Genomic DNA, 16951 nt, shown 5'->3' on the forward strand with positions numbered 1-16951 from the left:
AGCATACTGCTTGGCGAGTGGCATTACCATATTATTCGAAATCAGTACCTGTAATTTCTTTTAATTTACCGTTTTCTTTAATCTTTTTCAGACCTTCATTTAATTTATCTAAAAGCTCTTTATTCCCCTTTTGAACCATAAAGCCATAATATTCTTTTTCGAATGCGTCATCTTGAATGACTTTAATTTTTTGATCTGGATGCGCTTTAATATATTCGTATACTACCGCATTGTCTCCAATAGCTGCATCAACATTACCATTTAGCATTTCTTGAATTGCGATTGGCTGACTTTCAAAAGCCATAATATTTGTACTTGCTTCACCTTGTAGCTTTTTAGCTGCCATATGGCCAGTAGCATTAATTTGTACGGACACCTTTTTGTCTTTTAATTCATCTAATGATTTAATCTTTGAATCTTCTTTCACAACAATTAATAATTGAGATTCATAGTATGGCTCAGTAAAATCGAATGATTCTTTGCGCTCATCTGTAATTGTAATCCCTGAAGCACCAATATGTGTTTCACCGTTTTTAATTGTTTGGAAAACGGGTTCCCAACCAATATTATTCCACTCTACTTCGAAATTCATTTCATCAGCAATTGCTTTTAAAATATCGACATCAATCCCCACAATTTTCCCTTTATCGTCAACAGATTCAAACGGTGCAAAAGTTGCTTCTGTACCTACTTTATATACTTTCTTGCCATCCGCACCTTCTGAAGGTGTGCTACCAGAAGAGGCATTGTCCTTTGTGCCACATCCTGCAAGTGCTAAAGTTAGCGCTGCTATCATCATAAGTAACATCCAAGCTGTTTTTTTCATTGCATTTCCCCCTATTTCGATAATTTTCCATCCTGCGTATTATTTTTCGCAATTCGGAAATGTTAGACTATTAGGTCAATTATATTAATATTATAGTATTTGCACAACAACTTTTCGCATAAAACTAAATATTTTTTCATATTAATTAATGGCAAAACCATTTATATAGAAAAAATAAGCATTAATAACAAGATATCGAACCTAAAACTAATATATATACAATAGAAGCGATGTCAAATTTCGATAAATTTAAACAAAAAAAAAAGAATCCCCTCAGAAAGGATTCTTTTTTCGGCTATTACTAGCCTTCACGGACAGTATGTTCACTAAAAAATAATTTGGAGTTGTTGCTTTCTTGAAGGTTTGAAAGGCATAAATAGGGGAATAATGCCAACTAGGACAGTATTCCCATTACTTTTCCTCTCTATCCCCACTAAGCAGGCTGCTAAACTACTTATTAGGAGATTGAGCTATTACAGTATATCAATATTCAGTAAAATGGCGCCCTCGGAGGGAATCGAACCCCCAGTGCAAGAACCGGAATCTTACGTGTTATCCATTACACCACGAGGGCAAAAAACACAAAAAAAAAGTACTCACCCTAGGCTTACGAAAAGCATGATGTAGATAATCCTCTTTTGAAGCATACCTGCAAAATAGTGTCCTGTACTTTCAAACTTATAACCTTACCTATTATACAAACGTATCACATATAATTCAACCATAGAATGCAAAAAGAATTTATTTTTTTTATTTTAATTAATTTCACTTTAGCAGGGTTAATATTTGACCTTCCCTGACTATAATGTGTATGATAAGGTTACAGCTGAAATAAACAATGTAGATTTCAGCAAAGGTAATCGAATTTAGTTTTTTGAAGGAGGATTTAACATGAATTTAATTCCTACAGTTATTGAACAAACAAGCCGTGGTGAGCGTGCATATGACATTTATTCACGTCTACTTAAAGACCGCATTATCCTTTTAGGAAGTGCTATCGATGACAATGTGGCGAACTCCATTGTCGCACAGCTACTTTTCCTACAAGCAGAAGATCCAGACAAAGACATTTCTCTTTACATTAATTCGCCAGGTGGATCAATTACGGCTGGTATGGCTATTTATGACACAATGCAAATTATTAAGCCAAAAGTTCAAACGATTTGTATTGGTATGGCTGCATCAATGGGAGCTTTCTTACTTGCTGCGGGTGAACCTGGTAAACGTTTTGCATTACCAAATGCGGAAGTAATGATTCACCAACCACTAGGTGGCGCACAAGGTCAAGCGACAGAAATTGAAATTGCTGCTAAACGTATTTTATTCTTACGTGAAAAATTAAACGGCATTTTATCTGAACGCACTGGTCAACCACTTGAAGTCATTGCAAGAGACACAGATCGTGATAACTTCATGACAGCTGAACGTGCAAAAGAATATGGTTTAATCGATCACATTATGCACCGTAGTACGGATAATAAATAATACTAAAAAGCCTCCCAGAAAATTACTCTGAGAGGCATTTTTATTTGTTTGTTAATCTTCATTTTCAATAATTGCAGCTAATGCTGTAACCGCTTGCTCGGCATCATTGCCTTCACTACTTAACGTTACTTCGGTACCTTTCGCAACCGCTAAGCTCATGACACCCATTATCGATTTGGCATTCACTTTTTTTTCATCTTTTTCTAGAAAGATATCCGCACTGAAACGATTGGCCTCCTGCACAAATAGTGCCGCTTGTCTAGCTTGTAGTCCTAATTTTAATTTAACCTGGACTCTTCTCTCGATCATTCTCAAAACTCCCCTTCACTACCGTTCATCTATTAGTTTTATCTTACCTTACTTACTAGCAAAAGAACAATAAGCGATTACGCATGACATTCATACCTGAAAAGTATGAAAACTTAACCACCTATTTTTTCACCGCGTCTTAATGCATCTGCTATTTCGTCTATTTTTCTTAAACGATGGTTGACACCTGATTTGCTGACGGTACCACTGGATACCATTTCACCAAGTTCTTTTAACGTAACATCTTGATACTCTACTCGTAATCGTGCAATTTCACGAAGCTTTTCTGGTAGTTGGTCAAGTCCAATAGAATTTTCAATAAATCGAATATTCTCTACCTGCCGTAATGCTGCTCCAATTGTTTTGTTTAGATTGGCTGTTTCACAGTTCACAATACGATTGACACTATTGCGCATGTCTCGCAATATCCGAACATCCTCAAATTTCATCATTGCCTGATGGGCGCCTACAATATTAAGGAAATCAGAAATTTTTTCCGCTTCCTTTAAATAAGTAACAAAGCCTTTTTTGCGTTCAATTGTTTTGGCATTGAGTTCAAATTCATTCATTAAATCCATCAATGCTTCACCATGTTCTTTATATAAAGAATAAATTTCTAAATGGTAGGCGGACGTTTCTGGGTTATTGACAGAGCCTCCTGCCAAAAATGCACCTCTTAAATAGGCTCTTTTTTGACCATTTTTTTTAATGAGCTTTCTTGAGATCGTATGATTAAATTGAAAGTCGTCTGAGATGATTTCTAAATCAATTAACAGCTCGCGCGCTCCTTCTCTTACACGGCAAATATATACGTTATTTTTTTTCAATCGCATTTTCTTACGAACTAGTAATTCCACATTGTACGGATACAATTTTTTCATAATCGTATATAGTCTTCTTGCAATTGCAGCGTTTTCAGTTTGCACGTCCAAGCTTAGTTGTTTATTCGCAAAGGATAATGAACCATTCATACGAATTAGGGCAGAAACTTCTGCTTTCATACAATGATTGTCCGCTTCTATTTGGGTTAATTCCTTTTTCGTTTCAGAAGCAAAAGACATATCACGCCCCCCTTTCAATCATAATTTCTATGTATATGTTCATCTTACCATATACAATAAACACTTTATGTTTCTATTATCGGTTCTCTTACCGATCATAAATACCGGCATAATCTACCAGCCACTCTGCAACATTCGTAGCATTATGTCGAACCGTACCATCTGATCGAATTGTAGCAATATCGCGTCTTATAACCTCTAATCCCATACTTTCAAGCTTTGCCACATCAAATGTCACTGGCTCTGCTCTTTCTTCTTTATACAATTCTTTTACTGGATTCGGCAATTCTTCATCATTAACTAAAATCGAATCAATAAAGGATGCGCCAACATGCTTATGTATGGCCGATACATGATCACCTGCTGTATAAGAAATGGTTTCACCTTTTTGTGTCATTAAATTACAAACATATATTTTTCTTCCTTTTGCTTTCACAACAGCTTCCCCAATCTCTTTGACAAGGAGATTTGGAATAATACTTGTGTATAAGCTTCCTGGGCCAATTAATATATAGTCTGCACGCTGAATTGCCCGAATAGCTTCTGGTAACGGTTGCACGTTTTCGGGTACTAAAAAAACGCGATCAATGCGTTTTGTCGCTGTCGGGACTTTTGATTCACCTTCAATGATTGAACCATCCTCTAACACAGCATGTAAGTTAATTTTTTTATTGGCTGCTGGTATTACACGGCCATGTACTTTTAATACCTTCCCCATCTCACTTATAGCATGGTTAAAATCACCAGTAATATCAGTAAGTGCTGTTAGCATTAAGTTCCCTAAGGAATGGCCACGTAAATCCTCTGACGCTGAAAAACGGTATTGAAACATTTGCTCCACTAGCGGTTCAATATCTGATAATGCCGCAATGACATTACGAACATCACCTGGTGGTGGAATATCATAATCATCTCGTAAACGCCCTGAAGAGCCGCCATCGTCTGCTACCGTCACAATAGCAGTAATATCAAATGGATGGTGCTTGAGCCCACGAAGTAATGTAGATAGTCCTGTTCCACCACCAATTACCACAAGCTTTGTTTGCTTTTTCCCCATTCACTCATTCCTTTCTACGATTAATATCACGATGCGTAATAACCGTATTCTCTTTGTTGGCTAAATAAGCCCCAAAAAACTCTGCTAAAGTTACTGAACGATGCTGACCACCTGTACAACCAAAAGCGATAACGAGTTGTGATTTACCTTCTTGTCGATAAAGAGGAATCATAAAGTCGAACAAATCCGTTAGTTTTTGTATAAGTATTTGCGTATCTTCCAAGGCTAAAACATAGGAGGAAACTTCTGTTTGAAGTCCCGTCTTTGGGCGTAGCTCTTCTACATAATACGGATTTTTAAGAAAACGAACATCGAACACTAAGTCTGCATCAATTGGCATACCATGCTTGAAGCCAAAAGACATAATGTTTACGGTAAAAATAGTATCTGCTTCACTGGCAAATTCTTTAACGATCTTTTCACGTAATTGCTTTGGTTTCATGTTAGATGTGTTATAAACAAAATTAGCACGGCCTTTTACTTCCGATAAAAGCGCTCGCTCTTGCTTTATACCATCTAAAGGTAAGCCACTTACTGCCAATGGATGGGCTCTTCTTGTTTCTTTATAGCGTCTTACTAATGTGGCATCATCTGCATCTAAAAATAAAATACGAGCTACAATGTCGCCTTCTTTTAGTATATGGTCTAACGCCCCAATAAGCGCATCAAAAAAGTTACCTCCACGCATATCCATCACTGCCGCAATACGTGTACTATTCTTTCCAGAATCTCTTAGCAGAGTTAAAAAAGTTGTAAGTAACGCAGGTGGTAAATTATCAATACAGTAATACCCTAAATCTTCAAAGCTTTGAATAGCTACTGTCTTCCCAGCTCCAGACATTCCTGTAATAATAACCAATTCATGTGTACTTTGTTGGCCTTCAACCACCACTGTCATGCAACTCCTTTATTGTTCTTTTGATATTTGTATTTTCTGATGAAGTAATTCAAAATTCGTTGTATAGTCAAACGTGCCATACTGAATACCTGATTGCGAAATAGCAAATTGTAAATTAGTGCGATCTCCTTCAGCCATTGGCAAATGTGCTAAATCCTCTACTGGGTGCCATGCAAGTTTACCTTCTCTAGTTTCTACAAACGGTATACCGTCTACATCCTTAGCAACAAATGTATAAAGCATCCATTCATCTACAACTTCATCATTTTCTTTAATGACCATCGTATAAACACCCTTTAGGTGTACATGTAAAGGTATAACATTTGTCTCTTCCTGAAATTCACGAATAGCAGCCTCAAAGATGGACTCACCGCTTTCCATTTTTCCACCCGGAGCAACGTACCAACCTCGTCTTGGTTTCTGAAGTAATAATACTTTACCGTCTTTTACGGCAATTAAATTTGCAATTCTTTGCATAGGCACACCTCTAATCACTTTTGCATTCTACTCTCCATTATAGCAAGACACAGCAAGATTTGTCCTCATTTACAACTCTCATACGTAGACATTTAACAATTTAGTTTTATCGAAGAATTTATTGAAAAAAAGCTCATGCTCTTTTCATGATCTATACAAATAAAAAAGTAGGTTGTTCCCACCTAATTGAGGCGGAAACAACCTACTAAACAAAATAAAAGGGGGATTGCTAATTACACTTTTAATCATACACCTTTTATATGTCATTCAAGTTACAACAATATTAAAACCACATTAAAATTGTATTTTTTTCCTTAAAATAGCCAAGTTATGCATTAATTTTCTCTAATAGCTCTTCTACATAATGCTGTACAGCTTGAGCTGCAATACTGCCATCACCAGTTGCTGTAACAATTTGACGTAGTGATTTTTCACGTACATCTCCAGCTGCAAAGATTCCTGGAATTGTTGTTTCCATATTATCATTTGTCAAAATATAACCAGCATCATTTAAAATACCTAAAGATTCAAATGGCTTTGTTAAAGGTAGCATACCGATATACACAAACACACCATCTGTTGTAAACTCTGATTCAGTTCCATCCACAGTTGATTGTAGTGTAACACTACCCACTTTACCATTAGCTTCATTAATTTCTTTTACTGTAGCATTCCAAATGAAATCAATTTTGTCATTTGCAAATGCACGATCTTGGAGGATTTTTTGTGCACGTAATTTATCACGACGGTGGACAATTGTTACTTTATCAGCAAAGCGTGTTAAATATACGCCCTCTTCTACAGCTGAATCTCCTCCGCCAACAACTACAAGATTTTTTTGTTTAAAGAACGCGCCATCACAAACTGCACAGTAGCTGACACCACGGCCGCCAAGTTCTTTTTCACCAGGCACACCCATTTTTTTATACTCTGCACCAGTTGTAATAATAATAGCACGTGTTTTATATTCTTTTGTACCTGATTTAATTGTTTTAAATTCTTCCCCGTCGATGATTTCTGTTACATCGCCATAGGCATATTCAGCACCGAATTTTTTAGCATGGTCAAACATTTTTGTAGAAAGCTCAGGCCCTAAAATTGTATCGAAACCAGGATAGTTTTCTACTTCTTCAGTGTTGGCCATTTGTCCACCAGGGATTCCTCGTTCAATCATAAGCGTTGCCAAATTAGCACGTGATGTATAAACAGCAGCAGTCATCCCCGCAGGACCTGCACCAATAATGACCACATCATAAATTTTTTCTTCCGACATAAATACTTCCCCCTAAACAGAATACTTTTTATCTTCATTCAACAAATAGTAGTGAAAGTGTAACGTCACCTACATATGATCCCAACTTACAATAGAGGGGATGAAGATAAACCATTGGCAACTAGCAAGGAGTAACACTCAAACGCAATGTTGCCAGGGCAAATTCTTGATAACGTTAGTATGTTCATCGTATGTGAAAGTATAAAGTTATTCAACTATGTTGCTCACACACTAATTATGACTGTCTGGTAAAAAAGCTAAAATTTCTTCAATATACTTCGATAAAGTGGCAACAGATACTCCATATTGTTGAGCTATTTCTTTTTTTGTCACCTTAAGCATTTGAGAAGATCTAAATAAATAATCATTTGCTCCTGCAATCGCTACAGGATTTGTAAAACGATAATTTTGAATTAAAGCTTGTTCACACAGGACAAACCACATTTGAAACATAGGTACAATCAATGATGATAATTTGCCATACTGCTCTAATAAAATTTCCGGCACATTTACAGCACGTAAAAAGCTGGCCTCTACTTTGTTTTTCTTATCAAATTCATGACCAAGTGCATAGGCTAAAAACAATTTCTCAAACGCACCGAATTGCTCGATATTGACCCATTTAGGATGGGCGATTATTTCTTGCTTATGAGCCGTATCCTTCAATAAAAATAAGCCAAAGATACGCTCACTTGAATAGCTACTTTCTAATTTTTCAACAATAAAATTTCGATCATGTTCCAACGCATCCAGTGCAAATTCGTTGTCTTGTTGGCGCCAAGGTTCAAAGCCCTCTTTATCTGGGTCTACCTCTAGCAGTTGACCCCAAGCACTTTTAGAAACTTCCTCATGCCCTGAAAAATAAGCAGCATGGGATAACCAGAAATAAAAACCTGCGTCGCCTACATAGCCTCTTTTTTGCATACTGCGCAACCATTTATAGGCTAATTCATATTGCCCTATTAAAGCTAATGTAGCACCTAGTTTATAACGATGCTCCCATGTATATGGCTGAATTTTAACAAGGATATTTAATAGCTCTTGCAAATCTTCTTCATTCTTTTCGTAATACGCAATCACCGTTAAGTTACAAAGTGCATGTAAGTTTCCCTTATTTTCACGTAGTACTGTATGTAAGAGAGCCTTCGCCTGTTCCTCTTCTCCAACATAAAAATAAGCAAGTGCAAGATTATTATAGGCCGACCAAAAGGCTGGTCGATCTTCAATTAAATCTTCTAAAATAGTAATAGCTTCAGGAAAGTCGCCCTTCTCCATATGTCGGCGAGCCTGTTCCTGACGATATAAATCCTCACCAGATCCTTCAAGCTCCTCAAATTCATCCTGCTCGAATGCGACAAATTCTAAAATTTCTGCTGCTTCATCTGCATATGCACCTTCAGGCTCTAGCTGCAAATACTCTTCAGCAAAGCGTTTTGCATCCTGCATGATGCCTACACAACCCGACACTTCCGCCATGTAAAAAATAATTTCCGGATTATCGGGGTCAATTTGATAGGAACGACGAAGCAGATCATACGCTTCTTCAAAACGTTGACCTTCTAACTCTACAATAGCAAGCTGCAAGATTATCATAGGATCATCTGGGCTAAGATCAACTGCACGCTGCAAATATTTATAGGCTTTATTCATTTGTCCACTGTTCATAGCTTGAATTGATTTTTTATAATAATAGTCGCCTGTTGGAATGAACGACACTATATTTGATTGGTTCTTATTTTGACGTTTCTTTTCCAATATATTTCCTCCGAAACAAGAAATAAGGAACGTATTAAACGTTCCTTTACACAGTAAACCCTATTATACCATACAATTAATAATATGCTGTTATTTCTCCTCGTGACGTTTTTTCAACACATGAAGAACATCATATATACTTACCTTTTGTTCTTGCAGTAATACTAGTAGGTGATAAATTAAATCAGCAGCCTCCCACTTTACTTCTTCTGCATCCCGATTTTTGGCCCCAATAACAACCTCTGTCGCTTCCTCCCCAACCTTTTTACAGATTTTATCGATACCCTTGTCAAATAGATATGTAGTATAAGCTCCTACAGGCATTTCCTGTTCTCGCTTTTCAATAACACTTACAAGTTTTGCAATCATTTCTACAGAGCCGACTTCAGCATTTTGCTGTACCACCTCTGTAAAGCAAGAAGTTGTACCATTATGACAGGCTGGACCATCTGGTAAAACCTCCACAACTAATGCATCTTGATCGCAGTCTGTTTTAATGGTGACAACCTTTTGTGTATGACCACTTGTCGCGCCCTTATGCCAAAGCTCTTGACGTGAACGAGAATAAAACCAAGTTTCACCTGATTCTATCGTTTTAACTAATGACTCTTTATTCATATAAGCCACTGTTAGTACTTCTTTCGTATTGGCATCCTGTACAACTGCCGGTACAAGACCTTTCTCATCAAATCGAATACGTTCTATCATCGTACTGCCACTCCTTTTTCCCGTAAGTATTCTTTCACTTGGGCTACGCTTGTTTCTTTATAATGGAAGATGGAAGCTGCAAGTGCTGCATCTACATCAACTTCTTCTGCTAATACTTCGTAAAAATGTTCGGCATTTCCTGCCCCACCACTTGCAATAACAGGGACTGTCACAGCCTCTCGTACCGCTTTTGTTAATCCCAAATCAAAGCCAGATTTTTCTCCATCTTGATTCATACTAGTTAATAAAATCTCACCTGCTCCTAAGCGCACCGCTTCCTTTGCCCAGTCAATAGCTGACCAAGTAGTTTTGTTGCGCCCACCATGGGTATAAACCATCCATGTACCGTCCTCTTCACTATAGCGAGCATCGATGGCCACAACGATGCATTGGGCACCAAAGAAATCGGAGCCTTCTTGAATAAGGGCAGGACGCTCTAAAGCGGAAGTATTAACAGAAACTTTATCCGCACCAGCGCGTAAAATACGCTTCATATCATCCAACGTCCGAATACCTCCACCAACTGTAAAAGGAATCGCTAATGTGGCTGCACTTTGTCGAACTACATCTATCATTGTTTCGCGACCTTCATGTGAAGCAGATATATCTAAAAATACGAGCTCATCTGCCCCTTGTTCATCATAGAATTTTGCTAGTTCCACTGGGTCACCAGCATCACGAATGGATACAAATTGTATCCCTTTTACAACACGGCCCTCCTTGACATCTAGACAGGGAATAATTCGTTTCGTTAGCATGCTTTCACACCTTTCAGCCATTGCTCCAATAAATATACGCCCAGCTCACCTGATTTTTCAGGGTGAAATTGCATACCTGTCACGGAACCTTTCGTTACAATACCGGGAACTCGTACGCCACAATAGTCTGCATAAGCAACAAGCTCAGACTCCTCAATATGAGTGGCATAAAACGAATGAACGAAATAGACATGCTTTGCAGGGGCACTATTTTCTAACCAAGCAGGACGATTCGCCATCACCAATTGGTTCCAGCCCATATGTGGCACTCGATATGCCCGCCCCTCATTTGTTCCACTAAATCGCTTAATTTGTCCTTTAAAGAAACCTAAGCCATTTGTTGATGTGACCTCATCACTTTGTTCAAATAATAATTGCATCCCTAAACAAATGCCTAAAAGAGGGCGATTTTGGCTTTGGGCTTTTATTAGATAACGATCTAATTTAGTCTCTGCTAAACGCTTTCTAGCATCCGGGAATGCCCCAACTCCTGGTAATAGTAATGCATCTGTAGCATCTAGCTTCTGTTCATCAGCTGTCACAACCACCTCACAGCCCAGTCGATTTAATGCTTGTACCACGCTAAATAAATTCCCCATACCATAATCAATCACACCTATTTTCACGTTAACAGCCCCTTAGTCGATGGTACTCCTTTAACACGTGGATCAATTTCTACGGCAGCATCAATCGCTCTAGCTAATGCTTTAAAAATCGCCTCAATGATATGGTGCGTATTATGTCCATAGGGTACAATCACATGTACATTCATTCGTGCTTCCAAGGCAAATTTCCACAAAAACTCATGCACTAATTCTGTATCAAAAGTTCCCACCTTTTCTTTTAAAGCGGGCACACGGTATTCTAAGTGTGGACGATTCGAGCAATCAACCACCACCTGCGCAAGTGCATCATCCATTGGCACAAATGCCGTTCCATAGCGTTTAATGCCCTTCTTATCGCCAAGTGCTTCTCGAATTGCTTGCCCTAACACAATGCCAAGATCCTCCGTAGTATGGTGATCATCGATATAGGTATCCCCATTCGCATGGATGGTCCCGTCAAAAAGACCATGCTTGATAAATAAATCCAGCATATGGTCCATAAAACCTACGCCTGTTTTAATGTTTGCCTTCCCTTCACCATCTAAATTGATAGCTATTGAAATTTGCGTTTCATTAGTTGTTCGCTCTACTTGTGCAAATCGTTTCTTTTCCGTCATTGTATTATTCCTTCTTCCATCCGCGAGATTCCACCGCACGTGCATGCCCCTCTAAACCTTCCATACGTGCGAGACGGGCAATTTTTGGTGCATTGTCTTGCCAAGTTTTTTCACTGTAATAAACTATACTTGATTTTTTCACAAAATCATCTACGTTTAAGCCACTAGCAAAACGTGCTGTACTATTGGTTGGTAACACATGATTGGTCCCCGCAAAATAATCACCAACAGGCTCTGAACTATAACGACCAATAAAAATACCACCTGCATGCCTTATTTGTTCAGCGATCGCCTCAGCATTATTTGTCATAATCTCTAAATGCTCCGGTGCTAATGAATTAATCGCTTCCACTGCATCTGATACTGTTTCAGCTACATAAATGACCCCAAAATTTTCGATTGAAGCACGGGCCACTTCTTGACGCGGTAAAATCTCCAATTGCTTTTCAACTTCTTCAGCTACCTTTTTGGCCAATTGCTCTGAGGTCGTGACGAGAATAGCACAAGCTAAAGGGTCATGTTCTGCTTGTGATAATAGATCTGCAGCAATTTCGTCTGGAAACGCAGTGTCATCAGCTAGTACTGCAATTTCGCTTGGTCCCGCAATCATATCAATTGCAACCTCTCCAAATACCTCCCGTTTAGCAAGGGCTACAAAAATATTTCCTGGGCCTGTAATTTTATCGACTGGGGCGATGGTCTCTGTGCCATATGCAAGAGCAGCAATCGCTTGTGCCCCACCTATTTTATAGATTTCATCAATCCCTAAAAGCTGAGCCGCCACTAGGACACCTGCTGGTAGTCTTCCATCGCGGCCTGCTGGTGAAGCAATCACGATTCGCTTCACACCAGCTACCTGTGCTGGAATCACATTCATTAGCACGGATGATGGGTATGCTGCTGTACCGCCAGGAACATATAACCCTACTGCATCTAGAGCTGTTACACGTTGTCCTAGCCAAGAACCGTCTCCAAGCTCTAAGCGATAGCCGTGTCGTGACTGTTGTTCATGATAAAGGCGAATATTCTTGGCCGCTTCTGCCAAATCCTGATAGAGTTGTTGGTCAAGATCATTTACGGCTTTTTGTATTTCTTCCTTTGTGACCTGCAAGCTTGTAGGCATATATCCGTCCCACCGCTCTGTATAGGCACGTAATGCTATGTCTCCCTGTGTCCTGACATCTGCTAGCACCTGTCTTACAACTGTTAACTGTTCCTCATTTCCTCCTTCAAGTGGTCTTTTTAAGGAAATACCCTTTGCTAGTTTTGCTATTTTCATACAATTAAACCCCTTCAGTTACTCATATGTAGCGAGATATGATTACTTTATTGTTCATTCACACACTTCTTTAGTCGCCTTACAAGGTCAATAATACGCTCACCTTTCATGCGATAACTGACTGGATTGGCAATTAACCGAGATGAGACAGCCGAAATAAATTCATATTCCACTAAGCCGTTCTCTTTTAATGTGCGTCCTGTAGAAACAATATCGACAATTCGATCAGCTAAGCCAATCATAGGAGCTAATTCAATAGATCCATTAAGCTCAATGATTTCGACTTGCTCCCCAATGCCTTTATAATATTTCATCGCAATATTCGGATATTTCGTTGCAATTCTAGGAGCAATCTCATTCATCTCTGTATGGGGTAAACCCGCTGATGCGATATAGCAATTACTAATTTTTAAATCCAGTAATTCATGTACCTCTCTCTGCTGCTCTAACAAAACATCCTTCCCAGCAATACCGATATCCGCTACACCATGTTCAACGTAAACAGGTACATCCATTGGCTTTGATAAAATAAAACGAATTTTCTCTTCTGGTATTTCAATCATTAATTTACGCGACATTTCGACCTCTTCTGGTAAATTAAATCCTGCCTCTAATAGCATTTGGTAGGCTTCTTCAAAGATTCGCCCCTTTGGCATTGCAATTGTTAATTCATTCACCGCCAACTTCCTCCTGTCCAACTACAACTACTTCAGTAAAGTGTGCTAAAAAGGCTTCTTCATCGACTAGGCTACTACGCAACTGTAAGGTAGCAAATTTTCCTGCTCCTCGTAATGTGTTTACCTGTAATAAAGCTGCCTCAAATTGTTCTTCCTCAAACAGCACAACAGTTGCTTCTTGCTGCCCCTCTGATTGTCCATTTAATGTTTCCAATAAACGATCGACACGAATGCTAAAGCCTGTCGCACCAGCTTTTGATCCAAACACCTCTAACAATCCATCGTAACGGCCACCATTTCCTAATGGAAAACCACTGCCTAAGGCAAATATTTCAAAAAGCATACCTGTGTAGTAACTCATATGACTCGAAAGTGTAAAATCAAACGTAACATAATCAGCTAAGTCAGCCATCTCCAATAGCTGAGCAAGCTGTTGCATATATACTAATGCATCATTTTTGCGAACATATTGTTCAATATCACGAATATCCTTCACATCCATTGCTTCTTCAATAAACTGGAGAAGAGCATCCGCTTTAGCTTTCGGTAAATTAAATGACTCTACCGCTTCTTCAAATCCAACATAATTTCGCTGGACAAGTAAAGTTCTGAGTGTAGCTTGCTGTTCAATACTCTCTGTGTAATCTTGTAAAATGCAGTTTAGGATTCCTGCATGCCCAATCGTCACTTTAAACGCTACTAATTGTAAGTGTTTCAAAAGCTCCATTGCTGTCACTATGACTTCTGCATCAGCAAATACGGATTGGTCGCCTATTAATTCAATGCCCATTTGATCGAATTCTGCTGGTCTCCCACCTTCTGCTTCTTGTGCACGAAAAACACTTGCGAAGTACGCTAAACGTTGAGGAATCATTTCTTTCAATAATTTTGAAGTGGCCACCCGAGCAATGGGGGTCGTCATATCCGGTCGTAGCACTAATGTATTTCCTTGACTATCCACAAGTTTAAATAAATGAGTATCAGCGATCGCGGAAGCTTTTCCGACTGTATCAAAATATTCAACAGCTGGCGTTTTGATAAACTCATATCCTCTTTTACATAAGAAATCTTTGCCAGTCTGTCTTACTGCTTCAACTTTTTCAAAGATCTGCGGAAATGTATCACGCATTCCAAGTGGTTTTTCAAACATTTTTATTGACGACATATGAACACTTCCTCACATTCACTTTAATTCACTAGAGTATTAGAGAATTAGATTATGAAAGAATTCTAACTTATTTCTTTTCAACAGTCAACGCAATTCCCCTTAATTATCTAAATCTTTAATTTACTTTTCATTTGAATAATATAGAGAGGCAAGAGGCAAGTTGAAGAAAATCTACAAACTTAAAGATTGAGAATGAGAATATGTCTAAAATGTGACAAGCAAATCATGGACGCTGTTAACTTGTCTGTAAAAAATTGATAATGATTCTCGAGTGGACTGAAATATCGACAACTCCATCATCTATTCTCAATACGACCCATTATAAAATTATATCAATATAACTTAATAGCCATGTAAAATTAAAATGATTCTCAATCTCATTATCAATAAAATTACTATACTATCAGTATTTACGATGATTATTACTCTCATTCTACTTTTACTTTTACAATTCAAAATCCTTCATATAGAATAGCATTAATAAATAAAACAACAGTTATAATACACATTGGAGGGATTTATGATGGCATGTCCATTCGTACAACTTAGTGAGCAAATGATCGTTAGTATTTGTAAGGGAGATTTTTATCCTGGTGATAAAATTACACTGCATACAACAGAAGATATTGATGGTACTGCAATCAAATCAACTTTCGTTGAATCAACTTGCTTAGGCGATCATAGTAATTGTGAATTCAAATCAGAATATGATGCTGTACACGCATAAATCGGCTTCATAATACTAAAAACAAAAGCTACTCCCAAAAATTGTTGGGAGTAGCTTTTTAAACTTATTGAACGTTTATTGTTTTTTAGGTGTACACCATTGCACAATTTCATGACGCTTACGCTCTGCCATTTGCTCTGCTGTATAAATAATTTGCATCGGGTTTCCTCCTGCTAGGCAACCAGCCGGCACATCCTTATGTACAAGAGTAGCGGCCGAAACAATGGCGCCATCTCCAATTGTCACACCAGGTAAAATGGTAGAATTCGCACCAACCATTACTTCATGACCAATATGAACATCCCCTAAACGATATTCCTCTATTAAATATTCATGGGCTAAAATGGTCGTATTAAAGCCAATCACTGTATTATCTCCAATAAAAATACGTTCAGGATACATAGTGTCTGGCATAACCATTAAGGCTAATGATGTTTTTTCACCAATGGTCATTCTTAAAAATGTTCGATAAAGCCAGTTTTTCACACGTAAAAATGGTGTGAAGCGTCCAATTTGAATGATAATGAAACACTTCATCACCTTCCAAAAGGACACCGTATCGTAGATTTTCCAAAGAGAATTCGCCCCTTCGACACGGTAACGTTCTGTTTTACGCGCCATCTAACTTACCCCTCTTTCACAATATCCAATAAATCCGTCATATGATGCAAAATAAATTCCGGTTGATACTGCTGTAAGTACGCCTCGCCTTTAATCGCCCAAGCGACACCAGCTGCTCTGACTCCTGCACGATGTCCGGCTTCTATATCATGCGAATTATCTCCAATCATAATGGCATCAGCTTTGTCGACACCTAGACGTTCCAATGCAAGTAATACTGGTTCAGGATCGGGTTTCACATTTTTCACATTATCTGTTCCAATACGCACATCAAATAGGTGAGTTGCTCCAAGGATAGATAGCCCGCGATCAATCGTATCATTCCGTTTTGTCGAAACAATCGCCAATAATATTCCTTGCGCTTTTAATTGCTCTAATGTCGAAACAACATCAGGGTATTGACTAACAAGTTCATCATGATGCTCTAAATTCCAAGCTCGATATTTGGCTATTAAAGCTTCCTCTTCACCTGGTGCAATGTCATTAAATGTCTGCTTGAGGGATGGACCAATGAATTTCAAGCAATCTTTTGGCGAAAATTGCCCGGGAAATCTCTCATTTAAAACATGCATAAATGTTTGAATGATTAATTCATTTGTATTCAGTAAAGTTCCATCAAAATCAAATAGTAGTGCCTTTACAGCCATATG

The 16951-nt window shown here is 38.3% G+C and carries 19 protein-coding genes and 1 tRNA gene; 2 read left to right on the forward strand and 18 right to left on the reverse strand.

Annotated elements, in window-relative coordinates; translation table 11 throughout:
- Window positions 1–31: 31 nt before the first annotated feature.
- Together MKY80_RS18920 and MKY80_RS18925 are read right to left on the reverse strand one after the other, a co-directional pair.
- Entirely contained in the window at window positions 32–826 is a 795-nt protein-coding gene (locus MKY80_RS18920) for a basic amino acid ABC transporter substrate-binding protein (protein ID WP_089986253.1), read from the reverse strand.
- 499 nt (window positions 827–1325) lie between these two features.
- Window positions 1326–1400, reverse strand: a tRNA-Arg gene (locus MKY80_RS18925).
- A 317-nt stretch (window positions 1401–1717) separates the two neighbouring features.
- Between MKY80_RS18925 and clpP the strand changes: the two genes are divergently transcribed.
- Entirely contained in the window at window positions 1718–2311 is a 594-nt protein-coding gene (gene clpP, locus MKY80_RS18930) for an ATP-dependent Clp endopeptidase proteolytic subunit ClpP (RefSeq protein ID WP_008173241.1), read from the forward strand.
- A 51-nt stretch (window positions 2312–2362) separates the two neighbouring features.
- Here the strand turns inward: clpP and MKY80_RS18935 are convergent, their stop codons facing one another.
- From MKY80_RS18935 to MKY80_RS19000, 14 genes are all read right to left on the reverse strand, one after another.
- Entirely contained in the window at window positions 2363–2620 is a 258-nt protein-coding gene (locus MKY80_RS18935) for an HPr family phosphocarrier protein (protein WP_008173242.1), read from the reverse strand.
- A gap of 113 nt (window positions 2621–2733) precedes the next feature.
- On the reverse strand, window positions 2734–3681 hold the full coding sequence (gene whiA / locus MKY80_RS18940; protein WP_008173244.1) for a DNA-binding protein WhiA: 948 nt from the start codon (window positions 3679–3681) through the stop codon (window positions 2734–2736).
- 88 nt (window positions 3682–3769) lie between these two features.
- Window positions 3770–4738, reverse strand: coding sequence for a YvcK family protein (locus tag MKY80_RS18945; RefSeq protein WP_008173246.1), 969 nt, complete (start codon window positions 4736–4738; stop codon window positions 3770–3772).
- 4 nt (window positions 4739–4742) lie between these two features.
- Window positions 4743–5636 (reverse strand): RNase adapter RapZ, encoded by an 894-nt coding sequence (gene rapZ, locus MKY80_RS18950; protein ID WP_008173248.1) that lies wholly within the window; start codon window positions 5634–5636, stop codon window positions 4743–4745.
- Between the two features lie 9 nt (window positions 5637–5645).
- Window positions 5646–6113, reverse strand: a complete 468-nt coding sequence (locus tag MKY80_RS18955; RefSeq protein ID WP_008173251.1) for an 8-oxo-dGTP diphosphatase — start codon at window positions 6111–6113, stop codon at window positions 5646–5648.
- Window positions 6114–6441: 328 nt separating this feature from the next.
- A complete protein-coding gene (trxB, locus tag MKY80_RS18960; RefSeq protein WP_008173253.1) occupies window positions 6442–7386 on the reverse strand; it encodes a thioredoxin-disulfide reductase in 945 nt (314 codons plus the stop codon).
- A 231-nt stretch (window positions 7387–7617) separates the two neighbouring features.
- Window positions 7618–9141 carry a tetratricopeptide repeat protein gene (locus MKY80_RS18965; protein ID WP_008173255.1) on the reverse strand — a complete coding sequence of 508 codons (1524 nt, stop codon included), beginning with the start codon at window positions 9139–9141 and terminating at the stop codon, window positions 7618–7620.
- Between the two features lie 90 nt (window positions 9142–9231).
- Window positions 9232–9849, reverse strand: coding sequence for a bifunctional phosphoribosyl-AMP cyclohydrolase/phosphoribosyl-ATP diphosphatase HisIE (hisIE, locus tag MKY80_RS18970; protein ID WP_089986254.1), 618 nt, complete (start codon window positions 9847–9849; stop codon window positions 9232–9234).
- Window positions 9846–10607: an imidazole glycerol phosphate synthase subunit HisF gene (gene hisF / locus MKY80_RS18975; protein WP_342530702.1), complete on the reverse strand. Its 762-nt coding sequence runs from the start codon at window positions 10605–10607 to the stop codon at window positions 9846–9848. The genes hisIE and hisF overlap by 4 nt, the downstream gene beginning before the upstream one ends.
- Window positions 10601–11233 carry an imidazole glycerol phosphate synthase subunit HisH gene (hisH, locus tag MKY80_RS18980; RefSeq protein ID WP_090003047.1) on the reverse strand — a complete coding sequence of 211 codons (633 nt, stop codon included), beginning with the start codon at window positions 11231–11233 and terminating at the stop codon, window positions 10601–10603. Before hisH ends, hisF begins: the two co-directional genes overlap by 7 nt.
- Entirely contained in the window at window positions 11230–11829 is a 600-nt protein-coding gene (hisB, locus tag MKY80_RS18985; RefSeq protein WP_008173261.1) for an imidazoleglycerol-phosphate dehydratase HisB, read from the reverse strand. Before hisB ends, hisH begins: the two co-directional genes overlap by 4 nt.
- 4 nt (window positions 11830–11833) lie before the next feature.
- The gene (gene hisD / locus MKY80_RS18990; protein ID WP_090003045.1) at window positions 11834–13108 is read right to left on the reverse strand and encodes a histidinol dehydrogenase; all 1275 of its coding nucleotides are present in this window, start codon (window positions 13106–13108) and stop codon (window positions 11834–11836) included.
- 47 nt (window positions 13109–13155) lie between these two features.
- Window positions 13156–13785, reverse strand: a complete 630-nt coding sequence (gene hisG / locus MKY80_RS18995; RefSeq protein WP_036120252.1) for an ATP phosphoribosyltransferase — start codon at window positions 13783–13785, stop codon at window positions 13156–13158.
- A complete protein-coding gene (locus MKY80_RS19000; protein WP_096364814.1) occupies window positions 13778–14950 on the reverse strand; it encodes an ATP phosphoribosyltransferase regulatory subunit in 1173 nt (390 codons plus the stop codon). The genes hisG and MKY80_RS19000 overlap by 8 nt, the downstream gene beginning before the upstream one ends.
- Before the next feature lie 523 nt (window positions 14951–15473).
- Here MKY80_RS19000 and MKY80_RS19005 point away from each other — a divergent pair.
- Window positions 15474–15680, forward strand: coding sequence for a hypothetical protein (locus tag MKY80_RS19005; RefSeq protein ID WP_008173271.1), 207 nt, complete (start codon window positions 15474–15476; stop codon window positions 15678–15680).
- A gap of 75 nt (window positions 15681–15755) precedes the next feature.
- Here MKY80_RS19005 and MKY80_RS19010 read toward each other — a convergent pair whose 3' ends face one another.
- Window positions 15756–16301 (reverse strand): DapH/DapD/GlmU-related protein, encoded by a 546-nt coding sequence (locus MKY80_RS19010; protein ID WP_008173273.1) that lies wholly within the window; start codon window positions 16299–16301, stop codon window positions 15756–15758.
- A gap of 5 nt (window positions 16302–16306) precedes the next feature.
- Window positions 16307–16948 (reverse strand): pyrophosphatase PpaX, encoded by a 642-nt coding sequence (ppaX, locus tag MKY80_RS19015; RefSeq protein ID WP_008173275.1) that lies wholly within the window; start codon window positions 16946–16948, stop codon window positions 16307–16309.
- Between the last annotated feature and the right edge of the window lie 3 nt (window positions 16949–16951).

Source organism: Lysinibacillus sp. FSL R5-0849 (genome assembly GCF_038595075.1).
In the GTDB taxonomy this organism is placed as follows: Bacteria; Bacillota; Bacilli; order Bacillales_A; family Planococcaceae; genus Lysinibacillus; species Lysinibacillus fusiformis.

Excerpts from the sequence above, each read along its gene's own strand:
- MKY80_RS18945 (WP_008173246.1), bottom strand. The coding sequence starts at position 4,738 with ATGGGGAAAAAGCAAACAAAGCTTGTGGTAATTGGTGGTGGAACAGGA.
- whiA (WP_008173244.1), bottom strand. The coding sequence starts at position 3,681 with ATGTCTTTTGCTTCTGAAACGAAAAAGGAATTAACCCAAATAGAAGCG.
- trxB (WP_008173253.1), bottom strand. The coding sequence starts at position 7,386 with ATGTCGGAAGAAAAAATTTATGATGTGGTCATTATTGGTGCAGGTCCT.
- hisIE (WP_089986254.1), bottom strand. The coding sequence starts at position 9,849 with ATGATAGAACGTATTCGATTTGATGAGAAAGGTCTTGTACCGGCAGTT.
- hisD (WP_090003045.1), bottom strand. The coding sequence starts at position 13,108 with ATGAAAATAGCAAAACTAGCAAAGGGTATTTCCTTAAAAAGACCACTT.
- MKY80_RS19005 (WP_008173271.1), top strand. The coding sequence starts at position 15,474 with ATGATGGCATGTCCATTCGTACAACTTAGTGAGCAAATGATCGTTAGT.
- MKY80_RS18955 (WP_008173251.1), bottom strand. The coding sequence starts at position 6,113 with ATGCAAAGAATTGCAAATTTAATTGCCGTAAAAGACGGTAAAGTATTA.
- MKY80_RS18935 (WP_008173242.1), bottom strand. The coding sequence starts at position 2,620 with ATGATCGAGAGAAGAGTCCAGGTTAAATTAAAATTAGGACTACAAGCT.
- MKY80_RS19000 (WP_096364814.1), bottom strand. The coding sequence starts at position 14,950 with ATGTCGTCAATAAAAATGTTTGAAAAACCACTTGGAATGCGTGATACA.
- hisF (WP_342530702.1), bottom strand. The coding sequence starts at position 10,607 with ATGCTAACGAAACGAATTATTCCCTGTCTAGATGTCAAGGAGGGCCGT.
- rapZ (WP_008173248.1), bottom strand. The coding sequence starts at position 5,636 with ATGACAGTGGTGGTTGAAGGCCAACAAAGTACACATGAATTGGTTATT.
- MKY80_RS18920 (WP_089986253.1), bottom strand. The coding sequence starts at position 826 with ATGAAAAAAACAGCTTGGATGTTACTTATGATGATAGCAGCGCTAACT.
- MKY80_RS19010 (WP_008173273.1), bottom strand. The coding sequence starts at position 16,301 with ATGGCGCGTAAAACAGAACGTTACCGTGTCGAAGGGGCGAATTCTCTT.
- ppaX (WP_008173275.1), bottom strand. The coding sequence starts at position 16,948 with ATGGCTGTAAAGGCACTACTATTTGATTTTGATGGAACTTTACTGAAT.
- clpP (WP_008173241.1), top strand. The coding sequence starts at position 1,718 with ATGAATTTAATTCCTACAGTTATTGAACAAACAAGCCGTGGTGAGCGT.
- hisB (WP_008173261.1), bottom strand. The coding sequence starts at position 11,829 with ATGACGGAAAAGAAACGATTTGCACAAGTAGAGCGAACAACTAATGAA.